This window comes from Providencia sp. PROV236 (assembly GCF_033676985.1).
GTDB lineage: Bacteria > Pseudomonadota > Gammaproteobacteria > Enterobacterales > Enterobacteriaceae > Providencia > Providencia manganoxydans.
The window spans coordinates 254,423-279,636 of sequence record NZ_CP096297.1; the positions used below are offsets into that span (position 1 = coordinate 254,423).

A 25,214-nucleotide genomic window follows, 5' to 3' on the forward strand; every position below is an offset into this window, starting at 1 on the left:
ATATTTAGCTTATACACAAAATAATTCGGGTTTGATGGCTGTTATTGGTTATATGACGGTGACACTCAGGCAGCTTGGAATATGATAGTATATTCTTAATTTTTAAAAATAATTTTGATAGATTGCACATCTTGAGGGCTACAAAATGCAAGAAAGCTATAAAGTTCTTGTCGTCGATGATGATATGCGTTTGCGTGCCTTGCTAGAACGCTACCTGACAGAGCAAGGTTTTCAAGTTCGCAGTGCTGCGAATGCCGAGCAAATGGATAGGATCTTAACCAGAGAATCTATTCATTTAATCGTGCTAGATTTAATGTTGCCAGGTGAAGATGGTCTGTCAATTTGTCGCCGCTTACGCAGTCAAAACAACCCAATTCCAATTATTATGGTGACCGCAAAAGGCGAAGAAGTGGATCGTATCGTTGGTCTAGAAATTGGTGCAGATGACTATATACCTAAGCCTTTCAATCCACGTGAATTATTGGCTCGTATTCGTGCAGTATTACGTCGCCAAGCGAATGAGTTACCGGGCGCGCCATCTCAAGACGATGCAGTGATCACTTTTGGGAAATTTAAACTTAATCTTGGTACGCGTGAAATGTTCCAAGGTGAAGAAAATATGCCTTTAACGAGTGGTGAATTTGCGGTACTGAAAGTACTGGTTTCACACCCAAGGGAACCATTATCTCGTGATAAGCTAATGAGTTTAGCAAGAGGTCGTGAATACAGTGCGATGGAACGTTCGATTGACGTCCAAATTTCACGTTTACGTCGTATGGTTGAAGAAGATCCAGCTCACCCACGTTATATCCAAACTGTTTGGGGCTTGGGCTATGTATTTGTACCGGACGGCAGTAAAGCATGAAGCGACTGAGGTTCTCTCGACGTAGTACATTTTCTCGCTCGTTATTTTTGTTCGTTGCGTTACTTTTTGCCAGCTTAGTCACCAGTTATATGGTGGTGTTGAATTTCGTTGTAATGCCAAGTTTGCAGCAATTCAACAAAGTACTGGCTTATGAAGTACGAACATTAATGACGGAAAAAATGGTGTTGCAAGACGGAACCACAGTACGGGTATCACCTGCTTTACGAAAAAAAATCTATAATGAATTAGGTATTACCTTTTATGCCCAGTCAGCAGCAATGGAAGAAGGTTTGAATTGGGCTAAAGAGTATGATTTTCTCAGTGAAAACATGTCTGATTATATTGGCGGTGAAGCTCAGGTACGCTTAGAGCTTGGCCGTGAATATCCGATCTTATGGCTAACTTCCTACCTTGCCCCTGATATCTGGGTGCGAGTCCCTTTGACTGAAATCGGGCAGAACCAATTTTCTTTGGTGTTCCGTTACACTTTAGCGATCTTTCTATCTATTTTTGCTGGTGTTTGGCTATATATTCGTTACCAAAACAAACCTTTACTTGAGCTTGAATATCATGCGAGCCAAGTAGGGAAAGGTGTGATTTTACCTGCGATGAAAGAGAAAGGTGCCACAGAAGTGAAAGCGGCGATCCGCTCGTTTAACCATATGTCAGCTGAAATCAAAACGCTTGAAAATGACCGTACCATATTGATGGCTGGGGTCAGCCATGATCTGCGTACGCCTCTCACCCGTATTCGTTTAGCAACGGAAATGATGAGTCCTGAAGATGGCTATCTTGCTGAATCAATCAATAAAGATATTGAAGAGTGTGATGCAATCATAGGGCAATTTATGGATTACCTGAAAACAGGTCAAGAAATGAATATGGAGTTCTGTGACCTGAACGCAATCTTAAATGAAGCGGTTACCTCAGAAAGTAGCGTGACAGGCGAAATTGAAACGGCATTTGAGCCGGGTCATTTGATTGTTAATGGTAACCCATTAGCGATTAAGCGTGCTATCACGAATATGATTGTCAACGCGTATCGTTATGGGAAGGGGTGGATTAAAGTCAGCAGTGGCAAAAATGAAGACTCGGTTTGGTTCCAAGTGGAAGATGATGGTGCAGGGATCAAAGAAGAAGATATTCAACGCTTATTCCAACCTTTTGTGCAGGGGGAAAAAGCACGTAGTAATACCGGTACGGGTCTAGGGTTAGCGATTATCCGCCGTATTGTCGATGCCCACGAAGGTAGTATCGAAATTCATAAAAGCGAACGTGGCGGCTTTGCCATTCGCGCACACCTACCGTTAAAAGAAAAAGAAGAGTGATTTAGATGGAGCGTTGGTGAAGATCTAGCGGCCTTTGCCATCTTATTGCCTCTTACTTTTCAGGTATGTTCACTCCTAGTTATTCATCCTATAAAGCAAAACTTTATAATTTATAAATAATATCATCGTTATATAAAAGACTTAGTGATTATCTTGCTTTGATAATTGGCTGGAATAAAATTATTGGGGTATATGATATGAATAATATGAAAGGAATAGTTAATAATGGAAATTCTGTGACACGTTTGCACGATTCAAAGATAACAACAGAATATCCAAAAAAGAGTATTGGAACGAGTTTTTTAAAGAAAATAAAAAGATTTATTAATAAATTAGAACATTTTAGCTTACAAAAAACAGTGAAGTCTAAAGCTACACAGATTCTAAAAGTAGTATCAGTGAAAACAACTCCCACATTATCTTTAGCCCCATCACTAGATTCTAGAGTAGTTACACCGCCGCCCCCTCCTCCGATGCCATCCGTAAATTCAGTCATTACACCACCAATGGTGAAATTTGACTGTATTGCTAAAGGAACTGCATCACAGCCCCATGGGGAAGGTAAAATTGGAATGAATGCGGTTATTTTGCAATTAAAAGAGCATGCGGTATTCAAGAAGAATGCAGAGAAATATCAAGTCACCGCTGATGAAATTATGGGGTCGATAAATATACCGCCATCACCACCACCGATGGCGAAGTTTGACGGTATTGCTAAAGGAACTGCATCACAGCCTCATGGGGAAGGTAGAATTGGAATGGATGCGGTTATTTTGCAATTAAAAGAGCATGCGGTATTCAAGAAGAATGCAGAGAAATATCAAGTCACCGCTGATGAAATAATGGGGTCGATAAATACACCGCTACCACCACCGATGGCGAAATTTGCCGGTATTGCTAAAAGAATAGAATCGCAATCTCATGGGGATGGTAAAGCAGGCATGGATCAGGTAATTGCCCAACTTAAAGAGCATCCAATATTTAAATTAAAAGAAAGTGATTAATTATTTTTCAATCAATAAACTCGTATTTACGAGTTTATTGATTTATACCTAATGCTGATTCAGATCTTTTTATGACAGCTTATCACTTTTGTTTCAATACAGACTGATTTCATGACAAAATAATTACTATTTGATTTTTATAATTATTTTGTTAATTAAGTTGATATTTTTTGACAATCGGCATATCAAAAAAATCAATTGTCATAAAACTGTCATAAATTAGACATGTTGCTGTCATCAAATTGTCCTATTTTTCCTACCGTGACATTTCACCAACAATTTACACTTAATTGTTTCTATACATCCCCGGAGGGATTATGAAAATGATGCGTACAACCTTAGCTAGCGTAATGGCAGCAACCCTTTCAATGACTGCAATGTCTTCTTTTGCTGCCACAAGCTTAACCGGTGCAGGAGCAACCTTTCCAGCACCCGTTTATGCTAAGTGGGCGGACTCTTATCAGAAAGAAACAGGTAATAAAGTGAACTATCAGGGGATCGGTTCTTCTGGTGGTGTTAAACAAATTAATGCAAAAACAGTTGATTTCGGTGCGTCAGATGCGCCATTGACTGATGAAAAACTAAAAGAAGATGGTTTGTTTCAGTTCCCAACCGTGATTGGCGGTGTGGTATTGGCGGTTAACGTAAAAGGTATTCAGTCAGGGCAGCTGACTTTAGATGGTGCAACGTTAGGTGATATCTATCTGGGTAAAATCACTAAATGGAATGATCCCGCTATCGCTAAATTAAACCCAGATGCGAACCTGCCAGACCAAAACATTGCTGTGGTTAGACGTTCTGATGGTTCAGGTACCACTTTTGTCTTCACAAGCTACCTGTCAAAAGTCAGCTCAAATTGGAAAAATGATATCGGCGCGGGTTCAACCGTTAATTGGCCGAAAAACAGTGTCGGCGGTAAAGGTAACGATGGCGTAGCCGCCTTTGTTCAGCGCTTACCGGGCTCTATTGGTTATGTTGAATATGCCTATGCAAAACAAAACAACCTTGCTTATACTAAGTTAGTTTCTGCTGATGGTAAGGTCGTTTCACCAACAGGTGAGAGTTTCAGCGCAGCTGCGAAAAAAGTGGATTGGTCGAAATCATTCGCTCAAGATTTGACTAACCGTGATGGCGATAACGCATGGCCAATCACTTCAACCACATTTATCTTAGTCCATAAAGACCAAGCGAATGCCGAGAAAGGTAAAGCGGTTCTCGACTTCTTTAACTGGGGTTATGAAAAAGGTGGCAAACAGGCTGAAGCGCTAGATTACGCGGTTCTGCCTCAAGAAGTGGTTACCGCAGTTCGTGCAGCATGGAAAACAGAAATTAAAGATAGCCAAGGGAAACCCTTGTTCTAAGATGTGAGGCAAGAGAGGCGAGAGCCTCCTAAAGGCTGGTAATGGTAGGCGGATGATGAGGAACACCATCCGCCTTCTAACGTAGTAACTAAATCCTACTAGTAAAGTAGGTGTAGGATGAGAAAAAGCGCATGGCCGAAAAAACAACGGCATTTAAAGCACCGAGTAAGTCAGGCGATGTGATATTTGGCGCATTAGTTAAGATTGCTGCGCTAATCACATTGTTAATGCTTGGTGGCATCATTATTTCCCTTATTTTTGCCTCGTGGCCGAGTATGCAGAAATTTGGGTTTTCGTTTTTATGGACCAAAGAGTGGGATGCTCCCGCAGAGCAGTTTGGTGCCCTTGTGCCAATTTATGGCACGATAGTGACATCGCTGATCGCTCTGATTATTGCTGTACCTGTTAGTTTTGGTATTGCATTGTTCTTAACTGAACTTGCTCCCAATTGGTTAAAGCGCCCGTTGGGTATTGCTATTGAGCTTCTCGCCGCAATTCCAAGTATTGTTTATGGTATGTGGGGGCTATTTGTTTTTGCGCCTCTGTTTGCTGAATATTTCCAAGAGCCTGTTGGCAACGTGATGTCGAGCATCCCGATCGTCGGCGAGCTTTTCTCAGGTCCTGCATTTGGGATTGGTATTTTGGCCGCGGGGATCATCCTTGCCATTATGATCATTCCTTATATTGCCTCAGTAATGCGTGACGTATTTGAACAAACCCCTGTCATGATGAAAGAGTCCGCATATGGTATCGGTTGTACCACATGGGAAGTGATTTGGAACATTGTATTACCTTACACTCGCAACGGGGTCATTGGGGGGGTTATGCTAGGCCTTGGTCGCGCACTTGGTGAAACTATGGCTGTTACCTTCGTGATCGGTAACACTTACCAATTAGATAGTTTCTCATTATTTATGCCGGGTAACAGTATTACTTCAGCGTTAGCGAATGAATTTGCTGAAGCGGAAAGTGGTTTACATACTTCTGCATTGATGGAACTTGGGTTGATCTTGTTTGTTATCACTTTCATTGTTCTCGCAATATCCAAGTTGATGGTGATGCGTTTAGCGAAGAACGAGGGCCGTTAATATGTCGACATCTCAACACATGATTGTTAATGACAAAGAACGTGCTCGCCGGCAAGCATGGCGTCGCCAAGTAAACCGCATGGCTTTGTTTGTCTCTATGTTAACCATGGCATTTGGGCTGTTTTGGTTGGTTTGGATCCTGTTCTCAACAGTGACAAAAGGGATTGATGGTATGTCCTTGAATCTGTTCACTGAAATGACTCCTCCACCAAACACTGAAGGTGGTGGTCTGGCTAACGCGATCGCAGGTAGTGGATTATTGATTTTATGGGCGACTGTGATAGGGACTCCGCTCGGTATTTTAGCGGGTATCTATTTAGCTGAATACGGTCGTAAGTCATGGCTGGCATCTGTCACTCGCTTTATTAATGACATTTTGCTCTCCGCACCTTCGATTGTTGTTGGCCTATTTGTCTACACTATCGTTGTTGCTCAAGTTCAACACTTCTCTGGCTGGGCAGGGGTGATTGCATTAGCATTATTGCAAATCCCTATCGTGATTCGTACTACAGAAAACATGCTCAAATTGGTACCTGATAGCTTGCGTGAAGCGGCATATGCGCTAGGTACGCCAAAGTGGAAAATGATTTTATCTATTACGTTGAAAGCATCAGTATCCGGGATCATTACGGGTATCTTATTAGCTATTGCACGTATCGCAGGTGAAACTGCCCCATTACTGTTCACATCATTATCGAATCAGTTCTGGAGTACAGATATGAGCGAGCCAATTGCTAACCTACCTGTAACTATCTTCAAATTTGCGATGAGCCCGTTCTCTGAATGGCAAGAACTGGCGTGGGCAGGGGTTCTGTTGATCACCCTCTGTGTCCTGTTAATAAATATTATCGCTCGCGTTGTGTTTGCTCAGAAAAAACACTAAACCCGGATCGAATAAAGAATTATAGAGAGAAGTAGCCATGATTAATGCAAATGAAATTGCAAACAGTAAAATTAAAGTACGTGACCTTAACTTTTATTATGGAAAATTCCACGCGTTAAAAAATATCTCGTTAGATATTGAAAAAAATAAAGTCACTGCATTTATCGGTCCATCAGGCTGTGGTAAATCAACGCTGCTGCGTACTTTTAACAAAATGTACGAGCTGTATGGCGAACAGCGTGCAGAAGGTGAAATTCTGTTAGATGGTCAAAATATCCTGACGGATAAGCAAGATATCGCTCTATTACGCGCCAAAGTTGGTATGGTATTCCAAAAACCAACCCCATTCCCGATGTCAATCTATGACAATATTGCATTTGGTGTACGTTTATTTGAGAAATTATCACGTGTTGATATGGATGAGCGTGTTCAATGGGCACTAACTAAAGCCGCACTGTGGAATGAAACAAAAGATAAGTTGCACCAAAGTGGTTATAGCTTATCTGGTGGTCAGCAACAGCGCCTATGTATTGCGCGAGGTATTGCGATCCGTCCAGAAGTATTATTACTGGATGAGCCATGCTCCGCTCTCGACCCCATTTCTACAGGACGTATTGAAGAGTTGATCAGCGAGTTAAAATCTGAATATACCGTGGTGATTGTGACTCATAACATGCAACAGGCTGCACGTTGTTCTGATTATACGGCCTTTATGTATTTAGGTGAGCTGATTGAGTTCAATGAAACAGACAAGATGTTTACCACACCTGAAATGAAACAAACTGAAGATTATATTACTGGCCGTTACGGTTGATATGGAGCCGACTATGGATACGCTGAACCACAACAAACATATTTCTGGGCAGTTCAATGCTGAGCTGGAACATATCCATACTGAATTGATGACCATGGGAGGGCTGGTTGAAGAACAGCTCACCAAGGCGATCACTGCCATGCACAATCAGGATGAGGCTCTAGCACGCGAAGTTATCGAAAATGACCACAAAGTCAACATGATGGAAGTGGCAATTGACGAAGAATGTGTGAAAATTATCGCTAAACGGCAACCAACGGCAAGTGATTTGCGTCTGATAATGGCAATTTCAAAAACGATTGCTGAATTAGAACGTATTGGTGATGTGGCTGATAAAATTTGCCAAACAGCACTCGAAAAATTCTCTCATCAGCATCAACCGCTGCTGGTTAGCCTTGAATCATTAGGCCGACATACTGTACAAATGTTGCATGATGTACTGGACGCTTTTGCCCGTATGGATCTGGAAGAAGCTATCCGTATCTATCGTGAAGATGAAAAAGTTGACCAAGAGTATGAAGGTATTGTGCGTCAACTGATGACCTACATGATGGAAGATCCAAGAACGATACCTAGCGTACTCACTGCGTTGTTTTGCGCGCGCTCTATCGAACGTATCGGTGACCGCTGCCAAAACATTTGCGAGTTTATATTCTACTATGTCAAAGGCCAAGATTTCAGGCATGTAGGCGGGGATCAGCTAGAGAAAATGATGACCAAAAAATAGCCGTCATACTTCGCGCCGTAGCGTTGTTGGCTGCAATCACGAACTCTAGTCACATATTTATGTATGCTCCTAGGGTTCCATATGCCCGTCATATTTCGCTCCACAGCGTTGTTGGCTGCAATCGCGAACCCTAGTCACATACTTATGTATGCTCCTAGGGCTTCGCTCTTTTGCCGCCTAGCTGTAGAACGAACTATTTAGGGCATGCATATTTAGATTTATTTATTTTATTCTCATTTTCTAGAGTGTTATATATTTTAATATTAATATCACCAATATCACCAATATCACCAATATCACCAATATCACCAATATCACCAATATCACCAATATCACCAATATCACCAATATCACCAATATCACCAATATCACCAATATCACCAATATCACCAATATCACCAATATCACCAATATCACCAATATCACCAATATCACCAATATCACCAATATTTCAATTCTGTGTGCATCCCCATCAGAGCGTTCGGTTACGCTACAGATAAAATCCCCTTAAGGTAAAAAATAATTAACTTATCGGCCTTTAAGTAAATTATATTTTACTTTTTATGTTCTCTTCGCCAGCAATGCGCGACATGATTTAAAACACAATACTCATATTCCTTTTTATTATAAATATATTAATTAATAGTATTTCAAGAAATAAGGCTTCCTTGATAACTTGAGATGGTCGATTTACACAAATTTACCGTCAGGGGTGTTCAATGAAAGCTCGTGTTTTAACTACTGCATTACTTGCAGGATTTGCGCTGCTGGCTAACGTTGCCAAGGCAGATAAACTGGATGACATCAAGCAAGCCGGTGTTATTCGTGTCGCAGTGTTTGATAGCAATCCACCATTTGGGTTTATTGACCCACAAAGCAAAAAACTCACGGGCTACGATGTTGATATCGCGCAAGCAATCGCTGATAACCTTGGCGTCAAATTAGAACTGCGTCCAACCAATCCCGCTAACCGTATTCCACTGCTAACTTCAGGTAAAGTAGACTTAATTGGCGCTAATTTCACCATTACTGATGAACGCGCGAAACAAGTGGATTTTTCTATCCCTGACTTTGCGACAGGGCAGAAGTTTATCGCTCGTAAAGGCGTGTTAAAAACCCCTGATGATATTGCGCCACTGCGTATCGGTGCCGATAAAGGGACTGTTCAAGAAGTGACGCTGCGTGAACGTTATCCTGATACTAAAGTGATTTCTTATGATGATACTCCACAGGCGTTCGCTGCTCTGCGTAATGGTAATGTGCAAGCAATCACTCAAGATGATGCAAAACTGGTTGGTTTATTAGGTAATTTACCTGAAAAAGTAAAAGCGGATTTTGAAATTTTACCATTCAGTATTACACGCGAATATCAAGCGCTGGCAGCCTCTAAAGGTGAACAGCGTCTAGTTGAAAACGTCAATGAAGCGTTATTGAAACTCGAAAAAGAGGGTCAAGCAGAAGTGATTTATAACCGCTGGTTTGGCCCAGATACAAAAGCTGCTCAACCACGCGGTGATTTTAAATTCGCGCCGCTCGATCAGCAAAAGTAATTTGTAGTTCTTAATCAGTGACAACAACCCCGCTATCAATAGCGGGGTTGTTGGTTATCAAAGGCAGCATCTATGTTTGAAAAATTTATTAGCGGTGAATTTCTGTCGCAGCATTTTTTGGCTCCCGAGTATTTAACATGGTTTGGCTATGGGCTATTGCTGACGATTTGGATCTCGGTTTGTACCATTGTGGCTGCAACGCTATTAGGTTTTTTGGTTGCCTCGGCGAGGGATAGCCAAATAGCGCCATTGCGTTGGATAGTGAATATTTATATTTCGATTTTCCGTAATACACCGTTGTTAGTTCAACTGTTTTTTTGGGCCTTCGCATCACGTGATATTTTGTCACCTGACGTGATGGATTGGTTAAATACTCCCCATGAGGCCACTTTTTTAGGGATCACTTTGAGTTGGCCATCATATGAGTTTTTAGCCGGTTTTGTTGGGCTTACGTTATATACCATTCCTTTTATCGCGGAGGAAATTCGTTCAGGTATTCGTGGTGTACGACAAGGCCAAAAGTACGCTGCTTTTGCATTGGGTTTAACGGGATGGCAGTCAATGAGGTACGTTGTGTTACCACAAGCGGTAAAGATTGCGATGCCACCTTTGTTAGGGCAATACATGAATGTGGTAAAAAACTCTTCATTAACGATGGCAATTGGCGTTGCAGAACTCTCTTATGTATCACGTCAAGTCGATAGCCAAACACTCAAAACTTTTACTGCGTTTGGTATCGCGACAGTGTTGTACATTGCCATTATTGCGGTAATGGAAGCGTGGGGGCAGTGGCGAGCACAACGTAATTTAGCGGTGAGGGTATAAAATGGATTTTTCTGTAATAGAGCAAAATTGGCAGTATCTGTTATTTGGTACTTTTCCTGATGGACCAATTGAAGGCGCTTTGTTGACTCTAATCATCAGCCTGATTGCAGGTATTGCATCGATTATACTTGGTACGCTGGGCGGTGTTGCTTTGGCGATGCTACGTGGTTTTTGGATGAACCTATTTGCTGCATTTTTAGGTTTTTTCCGTGCAATACCCGTCATTATGTTGATTTTTTGGACCTATTTCTTACTGCCAATTGTCTTTAACGCTGATATTCCAGGTATTACGTCGGTGATTTGTGCATTAGCTCTGATTACTTCAGCTTATCTCGCACATGCGGTAAAAGCCGGTATTTTAGCGATTGGTCAAGGGCAGTGGCAGGCCGGTTTATCGTTAGGTTTTAGTCGCTGGCAGGTATTATGGCAAATTATTTTGCCTCAAGCGCTACGTATGATGGTGCCATCATTTATTAATCAATGGGTAGCCCTGATCAAAGATACTTCTTTGGCTTACGTGGTAGGGGTTGCTGAATTGTCATTCTTAGCTAACCAAGTCAATAATCGTGAAATGGTGTATCCGATGGAAGTATTTTTATTTGTTGGGTTTATCTATTTCATAATGTGTTTGACGCTAGAAATTGTTGCAAACCTTGTCGCAAAACGAATAAGTCGTCAAAATCAATCCACTGCACCATCCATAAAGCGTTCTTTGCTATTTTGGCGTCGACAAAAATTATTGGCCTTATCTTAATTGGTCATTAATGGCGGCTTTGAATGGTCGCCATTAAAATTTCTTTTTTTTCTGCATGTTCTGATTCGCCTTTCTGTATCAGTGAGTTAGCGCATTCCTATCGGTTATATTTACGCAAACGTTTTCTTTTTTGCATTTTAACGGTAACACTCTTGTTTTGTTTGTTGTAGGATAGGGCGAAAAAAACTTTTTTTGGGCGCAATATTTCATGAGTAATCAATCTTCTGGCTCTGTGCAGCAGCAGGGTCTGTTTCAGCGTGTTTTTAAATTACAAGAACACGGTACAACGGCAAGAACAGAAGTCGTTGCGGGTTTTACCACATTTCTCACGATGGTTTACATTGTCTTTGTTAACCCACAAATTCTCTCAGTCGCAGGTATGGATATCAAAGCGGTATTCGTGACTACATGCTTAATTGCGGCGATTGGTAGTATTCTAATGGGATTATTGGCAAATCTACCTATCGCTGTTGCGCCTGCAATGGGGCTTAACGCCTTTTTTGCCTTTGTGGTTGTTGGCGCAATGGGATATTCGTGGCAAGTCGCTATGGGGGCTGTGTTCTGGGGTGCGATAGGCTTGTTTATTTTAACCTTATTTCGCATTCGTTATTGGATCATTGCGAACATTCCATTAAGTCTACGAGTGGGTATCACTAGTGGGATTGGCTTATTTATTGCCATGATGGGCTTAAAAAACTCAGGTATCATCGTTGCGAATCCAGATACTCTAGTTTCTATTGGTAATTTTACTCAACATAATGTCTGGTTGGGGGCGCTTGGCTTCTTCATTATTGCCATCCTAGCTGCGCGTAATATCCATGCCGCAGTATTAGTGTCGATTGTGGTCACGACATTGATCGGCCTTGCACTAGGGGATGTACAGTTTAATGGTATTTTCTCTCTACCACCAAGTATTACAACGGTAGTGGGTCAAGTTGATATTATGGGGTCGTTAGATCTGGCACTATCAGGGGTTATTTTTGCCTTTATGTTAGTTAACTTATTTGACTCTTCAGGCACCATGATCGGCGTGACAGATAAAGCAGGAATTACTGATGCACGCGGTACTTTCCCACGCATGAAACAAGCCTTGTATGTGGATAGCTTAAGTTCAGTAGCGGGTTCTGCGATGGGCACTTCATCAGTGACCGCTTACATTGAAAGCTCCTCGGGTGTTTCTGTTGGTGGCCGTACTGGTTTAACCGCACTGGTTGTCGGTGTGTTGTTCTTATTGACCATGTTTATCTCTCCACTGGCAGGTATGGTACCTGCGTATGCAACCGCGGGTGCACTGATTTACGTCGGTGTCTTGATGACATCCAGTTTGACCCGTGTTAAGTGGGATGATTTAACTGAATCAGTACCTGCATTTATTACTGCGGTGATGATGCCATTCAGTTTTTCAATTACTGAAGGTATCGCATTAGGCTTTATTGCTTATTGTGCGATGAAAATTGGTACTGGCCGCTGGCGTGACCTAGGTCTGTGTGTGATTTTAGTTTCCATTTTATTTATTTTAAAAATGGTTCTGGTTGACGCTTAATTATCTCTTCTTACCACGCCTTTCGTGATAAACGGTTCTCGTTATGAGAGCCGTTTTGCTATAATGAACAAAAGCAAAATGCAAAAAAATATTCTAATTGCTGCGCAAGAGCTTCCACTGCTAGCGGGATCCTGCTAGATTCCGCAACAGAAACTGACTTTATCAAGGTATCAGACCATGAATTCACCCAAAAAAACGGCGAGCAACTCTGCTGGCAAAACTAAGAAAAAGTACCGCAAGTCTAAAGAAGAGCTGAATGCGGAAGGGCGTGAGCGTAAACGCGAGAAAAAACATCGCGGTAACAAAGCCGGAGCGCGTTACCAAGAAAAATCAGCTAATGGTCAGTCAGCTAGCCAAAATCAAGTTAATGACCCGCGTCTTGGCAGTAAAAAACCAGTTCCTTTGATTGCTGAAGAAAAAGTGGCAGTGCCGCGTCCAGCGAAGGTGAAAGAGCCTGTAGAAAAAGTGAAGTTATCACCAGAGCAAGAACTGGAAATGCTAGAACAAGATGATCGTTTAGACAGCTTGTTAGCACGTTTAGAAGATGGCGAAACGGTGACAGCGAAAGAGCAAGAGTACATTGATACCTGTTTAGATCGTATTGATGAGTTGATGTCTATTTTAGGTATTGAATTAACGGATGATGAAGAAGAGGAAGATGAAGAAAAACTCGATGACATCATGCGTATTTTAAAAAGTAAGTAATCTGCTTTTTCTTCCTCCTCTGGCAACTCTGCTGGGGGAGTTTTGATGGAATTTCGTTCAATTGATAGCATGTTTGGTGCTACGTCAACTCTCTGTGATGAATCTCGCGTTATACTCTGTGATATGATGAATATAATTTCGCCAATGTATTCATCATACTTAAAACTGCATCTCAAATTATTAGGGTATAAAAATTTATAAAGTGCGATCCGCCAAGTGGGAATTGTCGCTATCGAGGAATGTTAATGTCAGAGCAAAATATCGTTTGGGATCTTTCTCTTATCCAGAAATATAACTATTCAGGGCCGCGTTATACCTCATATCCAACGGCGCTTGAATTTAACCAAAACTATGATGAAAGTGCATTTGTTGCGGCAACACAACGTTACCCTGATAACCCGCTATCGCTCTACGTTCATATCCCTTTTTGTCATAAATTATGTTATTTCTGTGGCTGTAATAAGTTGGTGACCCGGCAAAAACATAAGGCTGATGAATATCTACAAGTGATTGAAAAAGAAATCAGCCAACGTGCGGCGCTGCTTGAAAATCGTACAGTGACTCAGATGCATTGGGGGGGCGGTACGCCAACCTATTTAGATAAAACCCAAGTCAGTCATTTAGTCTCTTTATTGAAGACACATTTTCATTTTTCTGATGATGTGGAAATGTCGATTGAAATCGACCCACGTGAAATCGAGCTCGATATGATTGACCACTTACGCAGCGAAGGATTTAATCGCTTAAGTATGGGGGTACAAGATTTTAATAAACAAGTTCAGGTTTTAGTCAATCGAGAACAGGATGAAGAGTTTATTTTTGCTCTGATTAACCGAGCAAAAGAGATTGGTTTCACCTCAACCAGCATTGACCTTATTTATGGTTTGCCAAAACAAACACCAGAAAGTTTTGCATTTACCTTAAAAAAAGTGATTGAGCTTTCGCCAGATCGCCTAAGCGTATTTAACTATGCGCATTTGCCTAACTTGTTTGCTGCGCAGCGTAAAATCAAAGATGAAGATCTGCCTAATGCGCAGCAGAAGCTAGATATCTTGCAAGAAACCATAGCGACGTTGACAACAGAGGGCTATCAATTTATTGGTATGGATCACTTTGCTAAGCCACAAGATGAGTTAGCTGTTGCTCAACGTGAAGGCATTCTCCATCGTAATTTCCAAGGTTATACCACCCAAGGCAATTGTGATCTATTAGGCCTCGGAGTTTCTGCGATTAGCATGCTAGGGGATAACTATGCGCAAAATCAGAAAGATTTAAAAACGTATTATGCGCAAGTCGAAGAGCAAGGACATGCTTTATGGCGTGGCTTAGTGCTGACTGATGATGATTGTTTACGTCGTGATGTGATTAAAACGTTGATCTGTAATTTTCAACTCGATTTTGCACAAATCGAAGCGTTATATCCAATCGATTTTAAAGCCTATTTCTCAGAAGATTTGCAATTATTACAACCAATGGCAGAGGATGGATTAGTTGAAATGACAGAGACTGGCATTAAAGTCACTCCACAAGGACGTTTACTGATCCGCAATATTTGTATGTGTTTCGATGTTTATCTGCGTAATCAAATGCGTCAGCGCCAATTCTCTCGGGTCATTTAATTGACTGAGGCTCCAGAGTATTTTGGAGCCTCCAAACGATCAGCGATCGATTTTCTCTAACAACTGATAGCTAGCCGTTATACGCTTAGGAATAGGTATCCATTTGTTGGATAGCATTACGATGGCTGTTCTTTCTTCAGGTATAAATACTGCGTAAGTGGCAAAGCCATTGGTTGATCCAGTTTTATTGTAATAGGCGCGTATTTCAGGTGCCATTACGGGTTTGATCAATTCAACTTTTTGCGGTTTTAACGCCATCTCATCACGATTGCCTTGCAGTAATTGTGAAAGTGAGACCGGCCATGGATAGCTTTCCCACATCATATTTTGTACAAATGAGTCTGTCAGATAAACCCCTGTATGAGTGTCTTCAATCGCTTCTTGCCAAGGTTTTGATACCTTAGTGGTTTGCATATTGATCTCCAAAAAGCGGATCAAGTCTTTAGCATTGGACTTCAAACCATAGGCTTCCGCATCCAGAATTTCAGGGGTAACCCGTACCGGCTGATCCTGCTTGTTATAACCCTGTGCATAATACTGCTCTTGGCTTTTTGGCACATTGACATAAGTATGCTTCAAACCCAGTGATGGTAGCAGCATTTTTTCCATCGCTTGAGAGAATGGCATATTGAGTTGTTTTGCTGTGATGATCCCAAGTAGGCCAACACCAAGGTTTGAATAAGAGCGGTATTCACCGATTGCTTTCTCAGGTAGCCACTTTTGATAATAAGCTATTAATTGCTCATGGGTTATTACGCCATTGGGGACAAATAATGATAATCCTGATGTATGTGTTGCTAGATTCATTATAGTTACGCGATCAAACGCGCTGTTTTTTAATGCAGGTAAGTAATAGCTAACCCTTTGGTTGAAATCCAATTTTCCCTGTGTTTGCGCGTAAGCAGCAAGGGTGGCTGTAAAGGTTTTTGATAATGAACCAATTTCATAGAGGGTTTTATCACTGACGGCGACTTGAGTTTGTCTTGATTGCACGCCGTAATGGAAGATTTGTTGTTTGCCATCAACAGAAATAGCGACAGACATACCTGGGATCTGTTCTTGCTTCATTAGCGGTTTAATAATGTCATCAACTTGTTGTTGTGTCAGCGCGGAAGCAGAAAGGGATGTCAGTGCTAAACCTAAAGCGATAAAAAGCCGCCCCTGACGAAAAATAGTTTTCATAGAGTTATCCGTTAAAGTAAAAGTTTTAATTATTGCTAGTGAATTTCAGGTATGCTGCTATTTTAGTTTAATCTGTCTCTTAAATAGGTGTTAACCTGCTGTGGATATCAAGTATGCCTACTTTAAATAACGATTTAAAACGATATAAAATTCGATGAGATAAAAGAAAAACTTATGACAGATAGCTATCGTCACCGCCTTCCTTTAAATGCCTTAAGAGCATTTGAGGCTTCAGCGAGACATTTAAGTTTTACGCGAGCGGGGTTAGAGTTAAGTGTTACTCAGGCCGCAGTAAGCCAACAGGTGCGTTTACTTGAAGAGCAACTCGGAGTGGTATTATTTATTCGTTTGCCGAGAGGACTTGCGCTAACAGATGAAGGGTTAGCCTTACTCCCCGTTTTGAGCCGTTCTTTTGATCAAATAGAGTCTTTGTTGCAGCAATTTGAAGATGGTCATTACCATGAGGTGCTGAGTGTTTCGGTCGTGGGAACATTTGCTGTTGGTTGGCTATTGCCTCGATTAGCGGCCTTTGCTGATCTTTATCCGTATATTGATTTACGTATCATGACGCATAACAACGTGGTCAATTTAGCCGCAGAAGGCGTCGATTTTGCCATCCGTTTTGGTGAAGGCTTGTGGCCATTAGCTGAAAATACACCTTTGTTTTCGGCGGCTCATACGGTGCTGTGTTCTGAAAAAATCGCAAACAAACTCAGTCATCCCTTAGATCTTAAAGAGCATAATTTGATGCGTTCTTATCGTAAAGATGAGTGGGAAAAATGGCAGATTGCAGCCGATCTTGAACCATGGCGCGTCAAAGGGCCGATATTTGATTCATCAAGGTTAATGGTTGAAGCGGCATTATTGACTGACAGTATCGCTTTAGCACCTAGTTGCATGTTTGAACATGAGCTCAGTGCAGGAACATTAGTACAACCTTTTGAGACGAGTGTGACGCTTGGCGGGTACTGGTTGAGCCGTTTAAAATCACGTCCGGTGACCTCAGCCATGATGATTTTTCAAAATTGGCTACTGGCTGAGGTGAAATGATCGGCGAGCAAACGAATATCGTTAAGCCATTCTCACTTTGGAAAATAGAGGCTTTATTCGATCCCCAACTCTTTTAATTTACGCGTTAATGTATTACGGCCCCAACCGAGTAAACGTGCAGCTTCTTGCTTATGTCCTTTGGTGTATTTCAATGCACAATTCAGCATGGTGTGCTCCATTAACGGTGTGGTTTGTGCAAGTAAGTTTTCTTTACCATCGGCAAGTGCATCTCGAGTCCAGCGCTCAAGTAACTCAAACCATGGCACATTGCTAGGCATTGGTGAGGTCGTTGCATCTTCTTGATGACGATTATCTAATAAATCCTCTGGTAAATCTTGTGGGAGGATCTCTTGGCTGGCAGCCATGACAGTCAACCAACGGCAGACATTTTCTAACTGTCTAACATTACCAGACCAATAATAGTGTTGGAGAATATGCAGGCTATCTGGATGTAGTACCTTGCTATCAACCCCCAATTCTTTGGCGGTATTTTGTAAAAAGTAGTGGGCAAGGCGTGGAATATCTTCAGTTCTTTCTCTTAATGGCGGTAATTGGACTCGAATGACATTTAAGCGATGAAATAAATCTTCGCGGAATAAGCCTTCTTTTACCCGTTTTTCGAGATCTTGGTGAGTTGCTGCAATAATCCGTACATCGACTTTCACCGGTGTATAACCGCCAATACGATAAAATTGCCCTTCAGCGAGTACGCGCAATAGCCGAGTTTGAATATCTAAAGGCATGTCACCAATTTCATCCAAGAACAACGAGCCGCCATTCGCTTGTTCGAAACGCCCTTGTCTGACTTGTGTTGCCCCAGTAAATGCCCCTTTTTCGTGGCCAAACAGTTCGGATTCAATCAAATCTTTGGGGATCGCAGCCATGTTAAGCGCAATAAAAGGCCCATTAGCACGTGGGCTGTGCTGGTGTAGGGCATGTGCAACGAGCTCTTTACCGGTACCTGACTCGCCATTAATAAGGACACTAATCGATGAACGAGAGAGGCGACCAATGATGCGATAAACATCCTGCATCGCGGGTGCTTCACCAATCATGGTGGAAGATACGCTGTCAGTCTTTAGTTTACTGTCTTTTTCTATGTGATTTTGCTCTCGACTATGGCTTAACGCACGTTCAACTAAAGCAACGGTTTCATCGATATCAAAAGGTTTGGGTAAATAATCAAAAGCACCTGATTGATAAGCATTGACCGCTGCATCAAGATCAGAGTGTGCGGTCATAATAATAATAGGTAGCAGTGGGTGAGATTGTTTTAGCTGATTGAGTAACGCTAAACCATCGACACCCGGCATGCGAATGTCTGATAACAATACATCAGGTTGGCCATGTTCTAAGGCCTCAAGGACACTATCGGCACTATCAAAACAGGTACATTGAAATGATGCGCTATTAAGTGCTCTTTCAAGCACCCAGCGGATAGAACTGTCATCATCAACAACCCAAATTTTTCCCTGTTGCATTGTCACCTCCTATTTTTTAATTGGCAGATAAATAGAAAACTCGGTATGACCGGGCCAACTGGTAAATTCAATTTTGCCTGAATGTTGATCAATTAAGCTGTGTACAATAGATAAACCGAGTCCAGTACCTCCCGCTCGGCCGCTGACCATCGGATAAAACAGCGTATCTTGGAGAGACAGTGGGATCCCCGGTCCATCATCTTCAATATCAATACGTGCAGCGAGTCGATAACGTTCACCTTGCAACATAACTTGAAAAGCAGTGCGTGTGCGTAGTGTGATGGTACCACCAGTATCTGCGAGTGCTTGTAAGGCATTACGAATAATATTTAGTAGAACTTGCTCTATTTGATCTGGATAGTATTCCAGATCAGGCAAACTAGGGTCGTAATCGCGGATCAAATTCACATTATCTGGTTTTTCTAATGAAACTAAACGAGCAATATTTTCAGCGCTATGATGAATACTTTGCTGTGTTTTTGGCCCGGGGTATTGTGGGCCGAGCAACCGATCAACCAAGGCTCTTAGCCTATCAGCTTGCTCGATGATGACTTGGGTATACTCATTAAGTTGGGGTTCAGGTAACGCTTTAGCAAGCAATTGAGCTGCACCTCTTAATCCACCCAATGGATTTTTAATTTCGTGGGCTAGACCGCGGATCAACTCTCTTGCTGCCAGTTGCTGAGCATTCTGTGCCTGCTCTTGGCTGAGGCGGCGTTGACTATCGAGTTGGGAAAGCTCCAGCAAAATAAATTGTGCTGAAAAAGGCTGCGCGCTTAACGACATTACATGGGAATGATTATTAAATACTAAGGTGACCTCATTATCTGTAAAGCTATGACCTTCCTTTAGGCTATTAATCATTAACTCATCATTTAATGAACAATAACTACAGAGTACAGGTAATGGAGTACCATATATTTTGCGTTGGCTTTGTGCGAGGATTTGCAGTGCAGCGTGATTGGCGTAATGGATCACTAGGTCATAATCAACGATTAAGACGCTGTTTAACAGTGAATCAAGGATGTACTCTGGTGCTGGCAAATGTTCGGTTTTCATGTAATTCTGCTCCTGCACTATTTTGGTGCATTATACTTGATTTACCCAACAAAGCTGCAATTTGAATCAGGATACGGTCAATTAAATGTTGCCTGCAAAAAATCGTGAGGGAGAAAAGGCCCCATCAAAGATGGGGCAAATGTTTCACGGCAACAAAGACTAACAGTGGAACGGCGTGTTACACACTGTAGTACATTTCAAATTCTAATGGGTGTGGCGTCATGCGGACACGTTGAATGTCGCCACGCAGCAACTCGATATAAGCATCAATAGCATCATTAGTGAAAACACCGCCACGGGTTAAGAACTCGCGGTTTTTATCCAATTCAGCTAATGCTTCTTCTAATGAGCCAGCCACAGTTGGAATTTCTTTTGCTTCTTCTGGTGGCAAGTCATACAGGTTTTTATCCATTGCATCACCCGGGTGGATCTTGTTGATGATCCCATCAAGGCCAGCCATTAGCTGTGCTGCAAACGCTAAGTATGGGTTTGCTGCTGGATCTGGGAAGCGAACTTCGATACGACGTGCTTTGGTGCTTGCAACCACAGGGATACGGATTGATGCAGAGCGGTTACGCGCAGAATAAGCTAACATAACGGGTGCTTCATAACCCGGAACTAAACGCTTGTATGAATTAGTTGTAGGGTTCGTGAAGGCATTCAGTGCGCGAGCATGCTTGATGATCCCGCCAATATAGTACAGTGCCATTTCAGATAAACCGCCGTATTTGTCACCCGCAAACAGGTTGATACCATCTTTTGACAGCGACATATGGCAGTGCATACCTGAGCCGTTATCACCAACTAATGGTTTTGGCATAAAGGTTGCTGTTTTACCATAAGCGTGAGCGACGTTATGCACAACATACTTATAGATCTGGGTTTCATCCGCTTTTTTGGTCATCGTATTAAAGCGGCATGCCACTTCGTTTTGGCCTGCTGTGGCAACTTCATGGTGGTGAGCTTCAACGACTAAGCCCATTTCTTCCATCGTGGTACACATTGCAGAGCGTAGATCTTGTGAGGAATCGACGGGTGGTACTGGGAAATAACCGCCTTTAACACCCGGACGATGGCCTTTGTTGCCACCTTCATATTTAGTGCCAGTGTTCCAAGCTGCTTCGATATCATCGATTTGGTAGAAGCTATTATGCATGCTATTACCGAAGCGGATGTCATCAAAGATAAAGAATTCAGGCTCAGGGCCAAACAGAACGGTATCCGCGATGCCACTTGAACGCAGAAAATCTTCAGCGCGTTGAGAAATTGAACGTGGGTCGCGGTCATAGCCTTGCATGGTGCCCGGCTCAAGAATGTCACAGCGAATAATTAGTGTAGGATCAGCGAAGAACGGGTCAAGCATCGCTGTTGATGGATCTGGCATCAGTACCATGTCAGATTCGTTGATGCCTTTCCAGCCACCAATTGATGAACCATCAAACATTTTACCTTCTTCAAAGAAATCTTCGTTGACTTGGTGAGCAGGGATGGTGATATGTTGCTCTTTACCTTTTGTATCAGTAAAACGCAAATCGATAAATTTTACTTTGTGCTCTTCTATCAGCGATAAAACGTGTTCTGCGGACATCGTCGGCTCTCCTGGTCAGGTCGGGGTCTGCAAAATAACCACATATACTCGTCATACTTCAAGTTGCAGCGTTGTTGAGTTACGCTCATTCGCGCGCCAGTCACAGACTTATGTATGCTCCTAGCGACTCATTCACTTGTCGCCTAGCTGCACCTCGAATTATGTAGAGTATATAATGGTGTTACTTTGTGCAGTTATTTTTGGGCTTTTCAGCTTTAATTATTTAAGATGTAACTTTCTCACTAATAAGTATAAGCGAAAACCATGCCAACTTTTTAAAATCGCGGGAATACTGGGTATTACAAGGTTATGGCAAATGAGTCAGATAATAAATGGGGCTTATTGCACCGATTTGGTGCGTTTTGTGGTTTTTATTGCACTAATTTGGTGCGCAATCATGTAAGGGGAACATTTATAGTGCATATAAAGCGTTTAATCACTTAACAATCGTCTATTTTGAGTGAATGTATTTATTAAATAAGATGTAAGTATGTTAGTTATTCTAGGATTGATTATTAAGCGATAATTAAATTGTTATTTTACTCATTAGGTAATCATTTTTATTTCTATAAAAAACATATTAAATATGATTCAACTATCATGCTTATTTTGTGTTTTTATTTTTAATAAATTTAGTCTGGATCTAGCGATATCCAATCCTAATGAATAAGCTTTATCATACCACTCTTTAGCTTTTTCGATATCTACAGGTACGCCAAGCCCTTTTTCATATAGGTAACCAATATTATACATAGCACCAGCATCATTTTTAGATGCGGATTTTAAATACCATTCCATCGCCTTTTTGTAATCAATATCTACGCCTAAACCGTGTTGATAGAGATAGGCTATGTTATTTGCTGAACTTGTATAGCCATTTTTTTCTGCTTTTTGATACCATTCCATTGCCGCTTGGTAGTCTTGTTGTACTCCATTACCATCATAGTATAAAGAGCCGATATTATTTTGCGCTAATCCAAAATCTTGTTTTGCCGATTTTAAATACCATTTTAATGCATTATCATAATTTTTTTCAACGCCTAAACCTTGACTATACAAGTAACCAATATAGGCTTGAGCTTTAGGATTATTACTTTCAGATGCCTTCATTAGCCATTTCATGGCTTTTTTATAATCAGTGGCAAATAACTCTCCTTTTATATAAAGATCACCTACAGTTGTTTGAGCTTCGGAATTTCCATTTTCGGCTGATAATAAATAATATTTTTTAGAGTAATAGTGATTTTTAACAAGATAATAATTTCCAATATATAATTGAAAGCTTGAGAGAGAGGATTTTATTATTTTTATACTGGCATCTGTGTTAGAAGCATAAGATTGAGTACTCATCACTAACATCAACGATATCAAAAAAAGAGTTGAATTTTTTTTTATAGAAAACATAGGCTCTTCCGAATATATAATTTGATTTATCTTATATTTTTCAATTAAGTGTATAAACAAAAAATAATAAAAATATCTAGCCTAAAACGTATTGATTTAGTCATTTAATGATGTATTTGATAGTTTATCGCTCACCAAATAAAAAATCTTTTTATGTGACACCTGTAGGTTGAAATAATTGTTAATTAAATGTTAACTTTGGGGTGGCTATTTTTTGTTCGTTTGTAGGAGCCTCGTTGATAAAAATAGCAAAGCTACAGTAAATGTAATTATATCATTAAATTACAATCATAGGTCGTATAGGAGAAAACTTAAAACGGCTAAATTTAATTCACTTAAAGAGAACATATAATGCTAAATGGCATCTATCAGCACATTAAATCGAAATTGTTCTTATTCTTAGGACTGATGCTTGCTTGTCTATATGCAGTTCCTGCTGTTTCGGATAATTTAAAGGCAGGGCAGTTATTAACTAGCCGCTTATTAGATTCAGGCACCCGCTATGAGAACGCAGAAAAAGAATATCTTATTTCTTATCTTTCCACGTCACCAAATAATGAGCTTGTTACCGTTTTTGGCCGCATTGCGATACCGAAAGGCACCGCACCTGAAAAGGGTTATCCTGTTCTGAGCTGGGGAAATGGGACAACAGGTGTCGCCCCACAGTGCTCGCCTTCGCTAGATAATAACCCTGATAGAGATGCTTATTTGAATACAGCGTTGGCACATGGCTATGCTGTACTGCGTACTGATTATGCTAGGTGGGGGGCTGATGGTCCGCGTTTAGAGCTGAATGGGCAAAGCAATGCGAATAATATTGCAGACATCGTTTCTGCGGCTCATCAACTTCCTGAAAATTTGGCAAATGAATGGGTGGCAGTTGGACATAGTTTAGGTGGTGGTGCTGTATTGTGGACTGCAAGTTTACCACCAAATGAAAAATACCCGCTAAAAGGTGCTGTAGCGCTTGCACCAGTCGGGCCTGGAGTACTCAAGTTTATTGAGTCAGTTGCAGAGGGCTCTGCGCCTAAAGAGGCACAATTCTTTATTGCTGTCACTGTGCTTGGTGCGAAGGCGACAGACCCATCAATAGACATTAATAAGCTTGCAGATAACTCGATATTGCCTCAGTTTGATGCGGCGCAACACATGTGTGTAGGGGAGTTGGCTGCATTAAAACCATTGCCTCAGGGTAAATACTTAAAAGAGGGTGCGGATTTGGATAAGGTTAAACGGTTTTTATTAGCACAAGATCCATCCTCCTTAAAATTAAATGTGCCGGTTTTACTCATCCAAGGCTCAGAAGATAAAACAACAGTCACACCAGAAACAACGAAACAGATGATGCAGGCACTGTGCAACAGCGGCAATAACGTATTATATAAAGAATATGCAGGGCAGACTCATCGCTCGGTGATTGATGCTTCGAAGAAGAACACATTTGATTTTATACAAAAAATTAGCTCACCTGAGTTAATGAATGAAACTGTAAAAGAGAATGGGTTATTGGGCTGCGAAGCCTCTAAGCTATAAATAGAAATGACCAGCCTTGTATTGCTATATGGTAGATACAAGGCTGATAGTCAGGGTAATAATATAGCTATTCAACATCATGGTCGGTGAGCAGAGTATTGACTTGCTCTATCTGTTGTACAGCATCATTAATGATCTGGGCTATTTGGCGAGTTTGTGTTTCATTTAGCTGCTTGAGTACCATTTTATGGCGTAATAGTGCTTTGAAACGATGAACCGCCATTTCGATATCCTCAGCTAAATTGCCGCCGTGTTGCATATCACGTGCTTTTGCGAGTTTACGAAAAATTGTTGCTTCCGTTTCTTGGTTAAGCTGTAAGTGCTCAGCACCTTCAGCGGTGATCTTAAAGCTTTTACGATTACGCTCTACGATTTCTGATTCAAGAAAACCTTGTTCTTCAAGTAACGTGAGAGTAGGGTAAATGACACCAGGGCTTGGGACATAAAGACCACTAGAAGCTTCTTGAATATCTTTAATGATTTCGTAACCATAGCTTGGTTTTTTAGCGACCAACGAAAGTACCATAATGTGTAAATCACCGTGATCGAATAAACGGCGTAGTCCACGACCTTTACGGCGACCTTCACCATGCCCACGACCTTCGCCGTGACAGTGACGACCTTCACCATGCCCACGACCTTCGCCGTGATAGTGACGACCTTTACCATGCCCACGACCTTCGCCGTGACAGTGACGACCTTCACCGTGTCCACGACCTTCGCCGTGACAATGACGACCGTCATCATGTCCATGACCTTCGCCATGACAACATTGGTGACCATGTCCGTCTTCATGGCGTGAATGATAAACATGACGGCAAGAATGAATTCGCATATAATTCTCCTTATTT

At 41.5% G+C, this 25,214-nt stretch carries 22 protein-coding genes; 16 read left to right on the plus strand and 6 right to left on the minus strand.

The window, feature by feature from the left end; translation table 11 throughout:
• Window positions 1–145: 145 nt before the first annotated feature.
• The 14 genes from ompR (at window position 146) to hemN (ending at window position 15,066) form a co-directional block, all read left to right on the plus strand.
• Complete coding sequence (ompR, locus tag M1E96_RS01090) at window positions 146–865, plus strand: two-component system response regulator OmpR (RefSeq protein WP_008914404.1); 720 nt, start codon at window positions 146–148, stop codon at window positions 863–865.
• Complete coding sequence (envZ, locus tag M1E96_RS01095) at window positions 862–2,193, plus strand: two-component system sensor histidine kinase EnvZ (protein ID WP_369427334.1); 1,332 nt, start codon at window positions 862–864, stop codon at window positions 2,191–2,193. Before ompR ends, envZ begins: the two co-directional genes overlap by 4 nt.
• 197 nt (window positions 2,194–2,390) lie before the next feature.
• Window positions 2,391–3,197, plus strand: coding sequence for a hypothetical protein (locus M1E96_RS01100; protein WP_272580503.1), 807 nt, complete (start codon window positions 2,391–2,393; stop codon window positions 3,195–3,197).
• 317 nt (window positions 3,198–3,514) lie between these two features.
• The gene (gene pstS / locus M1E96_RS01105; RefSeq protein WP_140179701.1) at window positions 3,515–4,558 is read left to right on the plus strand and encodes a phosphate ABC transporter substrate-binding protein PstS; all 1,044 of its coding nucleotides are present in this window, start codon (window positions 3,515–3,517) and stop codon (window positions 4,556–4,558) included.
• Window positions 4,559–4,689: 131 nt separating this feature from the next.
• Window positions 4,690–5,646, plus strand: a complete 957-nt coding sequence (gene pstC / locus M1E96_RS01110) for a phosphate ABC transporter permease PstC (protein ID WP_070929472.1) — start codon at window positions 4,690–4,692, stop codon at window positions 5,644–5,646.
• A 1-nt stretch (window position 5,647) separates the two neighbouring features.
• Complete coding sequence (pstA, locus tag M1E96_RS01115; RefSeq protein ID WP_070929470.1) at window positions 5,648–6,529, plus strand: phosphate ABC transporter permease PstA; 882 nt, start codon at window positions 5,648–5,650, stop codon at window positions 6,527–6,529.
• A 37-nt stretch (window positions 6,530–6,566) separates the two neighbouring features.
• Window positions 6,567–7,343 carry a phosphate ABC transporter ATP-binding protein PstB gene (gene pstB / locus M1E96_RS01120; RefSeq protein ID WP_070929468.1) on the plus strand — a complete coding sequence of 259 codons (777 nt, stop codon included), beginning with the start codon at window positions 6,567–6,569 and terminating at the stop codon, window positions 7,341–7,343.
• A 13-nt stretch (window positions 7,344–7,356) separates the two neighbouring features.
• Window positions 7,357–8,070: a phosphate signaling complex protein PhoU gene (gene phoU / locus M1E96_RS01125; RefSeq protein WP_070929466.1), complete on the plus strand. Its 714-nt coding sequence runs from the start codon at window positions 7,357–7,359 to the stop codon at window positions 8,068–8,070.
• 719 nt (window positions 8,071–8,789) lie between these two features.
• A complete protein-coding gene (locus M1E96_RS01130; protein ID WP_369427335.1) occupies window positions 8,790–9,620 on the plus strand; it encodes an ABC transporter substrate-binding protein in 831 nt (276 codons plus the stop codon).
• Window positions 9,621–9,692: 72 nt separating this feature from the next.
• On the plus strand, window positions 9,693–10,445 hold the full coding sequence (locus M1E96_RS01135; protein WP_070929462.1) for an amino acid ABC transporter permease: 753 nt from the start codon (window positions 9,693–9,695) through the stop codon (window positions 10,443–10,445).
• Between the two features lies 1 nt (window position 10,446).
• Window positions 10,447–11,199 (plus strand): amino acid ABC transporter permease, encoded by a 753-nt coding sequence (locus M1E96_RS01140; protein ID WP_070929460.1) that lies wholly within the window; start codon window positions 10,447–10,449, stop codon window positions 11,197–11,199.
• 208 nt (window positions 11,200–11,407) lie between these two features.
• On the plus strand, window positions 11,408–12,742 hold the full coding sequence (locus M1E96_RS01145; RefSeq protein WP_369427336.1) for an NCS2 family permease: 1,335 nt from the start codon (window positions 11,408–11,410) through the stop codon (window positions 12,740–12,742).
• A gap of 177 nt (window positions 12,743–12,919) precedes the next feature.
• On the plus strand, window positions 12,920–13,447 hold the full coding sequence (gene yihI / locus M1E96_RS01150) for a Der GTPase-activating protein YihI (RefSeq protein ID WP_272580502.1): 528 nt from the start codon (window positions 12,920–12,922) through the stop codon (window positions 13,445–13,447).
• A gap of 245 nt (window positions 13,448–13,692) precedes the next feature.
• Window positions 13,693–15,066 carry an oxygen-independent coproporphyrinogen III oxidase gene (hemN, locus tag M1E96_RS01155; protein ID WP_272580501.1) on the plus strand — a complete coding sequence of 458 codons (1,374 nt, stop codon included), beginning with the start codon at window positions 13,693–13,695 and terminating at the stop codon, window positions 15,064–15,066.
• 39 nt (window positions 15,067–15,105) lie between these two features.
• On the opposite strand, the gene ampC is transcribed toward hemN, so the two are convergent.
• Window positions 15,106–16,248 carry a class C beta-lactamase gene (ampC, locus tag M1E96_RS01160; RefSeq protein ID WP_272580500.1) on the minus strand — a complete coding sequence of 381 codons (1,143 nt, stop codon included), beginning with the start codon at window positions 16,246–16,248 and terminating at the stop codon, window positions 15,106–15,108.
• 174 nt (window positions 16,249–16,422) lie between these two features.
• On the opposite strand from ampC, the gene M1E96_RS01165 reads away from it, so the two are divergent.
• A complete protein-coding gene (locus tag M1E96_RS01165; protein WP_140179688.1) occupies window positions 16,423–17,298 on the plus strand; it encodes a LysR family transcriptional regulator in 876 nt (291 codons plus the stop codon).
• Between the two features lie 53 nt (window positions 17,299–17,351).
• On the opposite strand, the gene glnG is transcribed toward M1E96_RS01165, so the two are convergent.
• The 4 genes from glnG to M1E96_RS01185 all read right to left on the minus strand — a co-directional run bounded on the left by glnG (window position 17,352) and on the right by M1E96_RS01185 (window position 22,776).
• On the minus strand, window positions 17,352–18,779 hold the full coding sequence (glnG, locus tag M1E96_RS01170) for a nitrogen regulation protein NR(I) (RefSeq protein WP_140179686.1): 1,428 nt from the start codon (window positions 18,777–18,779) through the stop codon (window positions 17,352–17,354).
• A 9-nt stretch (window positions 18,780–18,788) separates the two neighbouring features.
• Window positions 18,789–19,838, minus strand: a complete 1,050-nt coding sequence (gene glnL / locus M1E96_RS01175) for a nitrogen regulation protein NR(II) (protein WP_140179684.1) — start codon at window positions 19,836–19,838, stop codon at window positions 18,789–18,791.
• Window positions 19,839–20,016: 178 nt separating this feature from the next.
• Entirely contained in the window at window positions 20,017–21,426 is a 1,410-nt protein-coding gene (glnA, locus tag M1E96_RS01180) for a glutamate--ammonia ligase (RefSeq protein ID WP_272580499.1), read from the minus strand.
• A 591-nt stretch (window positions 21,427–22,017) separates the two neighbouring features.
• A complete protein-coding gene (locus M1E96_RS01185) occupies window positions 22,018–22,776 on the minus strand; it encodes a tetratricopeptide repeat protein (RefSeq protein ID WP_337979741.1) in 759 nt (252 codons plus the stop codon).
• A gap of 405 nt (window positions 22,777–23,181) precedes the next feature.
• Between M1E96_RS01185 and M1E96_RS01190 the strand changes: the two genes are divergently transcribed.
• On the plus strand, window positions 23,182–24,363 hold the full coding sequence (locus tag M1E96_RS01190; protein WP_140179678.1) for a S9 family peptidase: 1,182 nt from the start codon (window positions 23,182–23,184) through the stop codon (window positions 24,361–24,363).
• A gap of 67 nt (window positions 24,364–24,430) precedes the next feature.
• Here the strand turns inward: M1E96_RS01190 and M1E96_RS01195 are convergent, their stop codons facing one another.
• Window positions 24,431–25,198, minus strand: coding sequence for a PadR family transcriptional regulator (locus tag M1E96_RS01195; RefSeq protein ID WP_349485633.1), 768 nt, complete (start codon window positions 25,196–25,198; stop codon window positions 24,431–24,433).
• Between the last annotated feature and the right edge of the window lie 16 nt (window positions 25,199–25,214).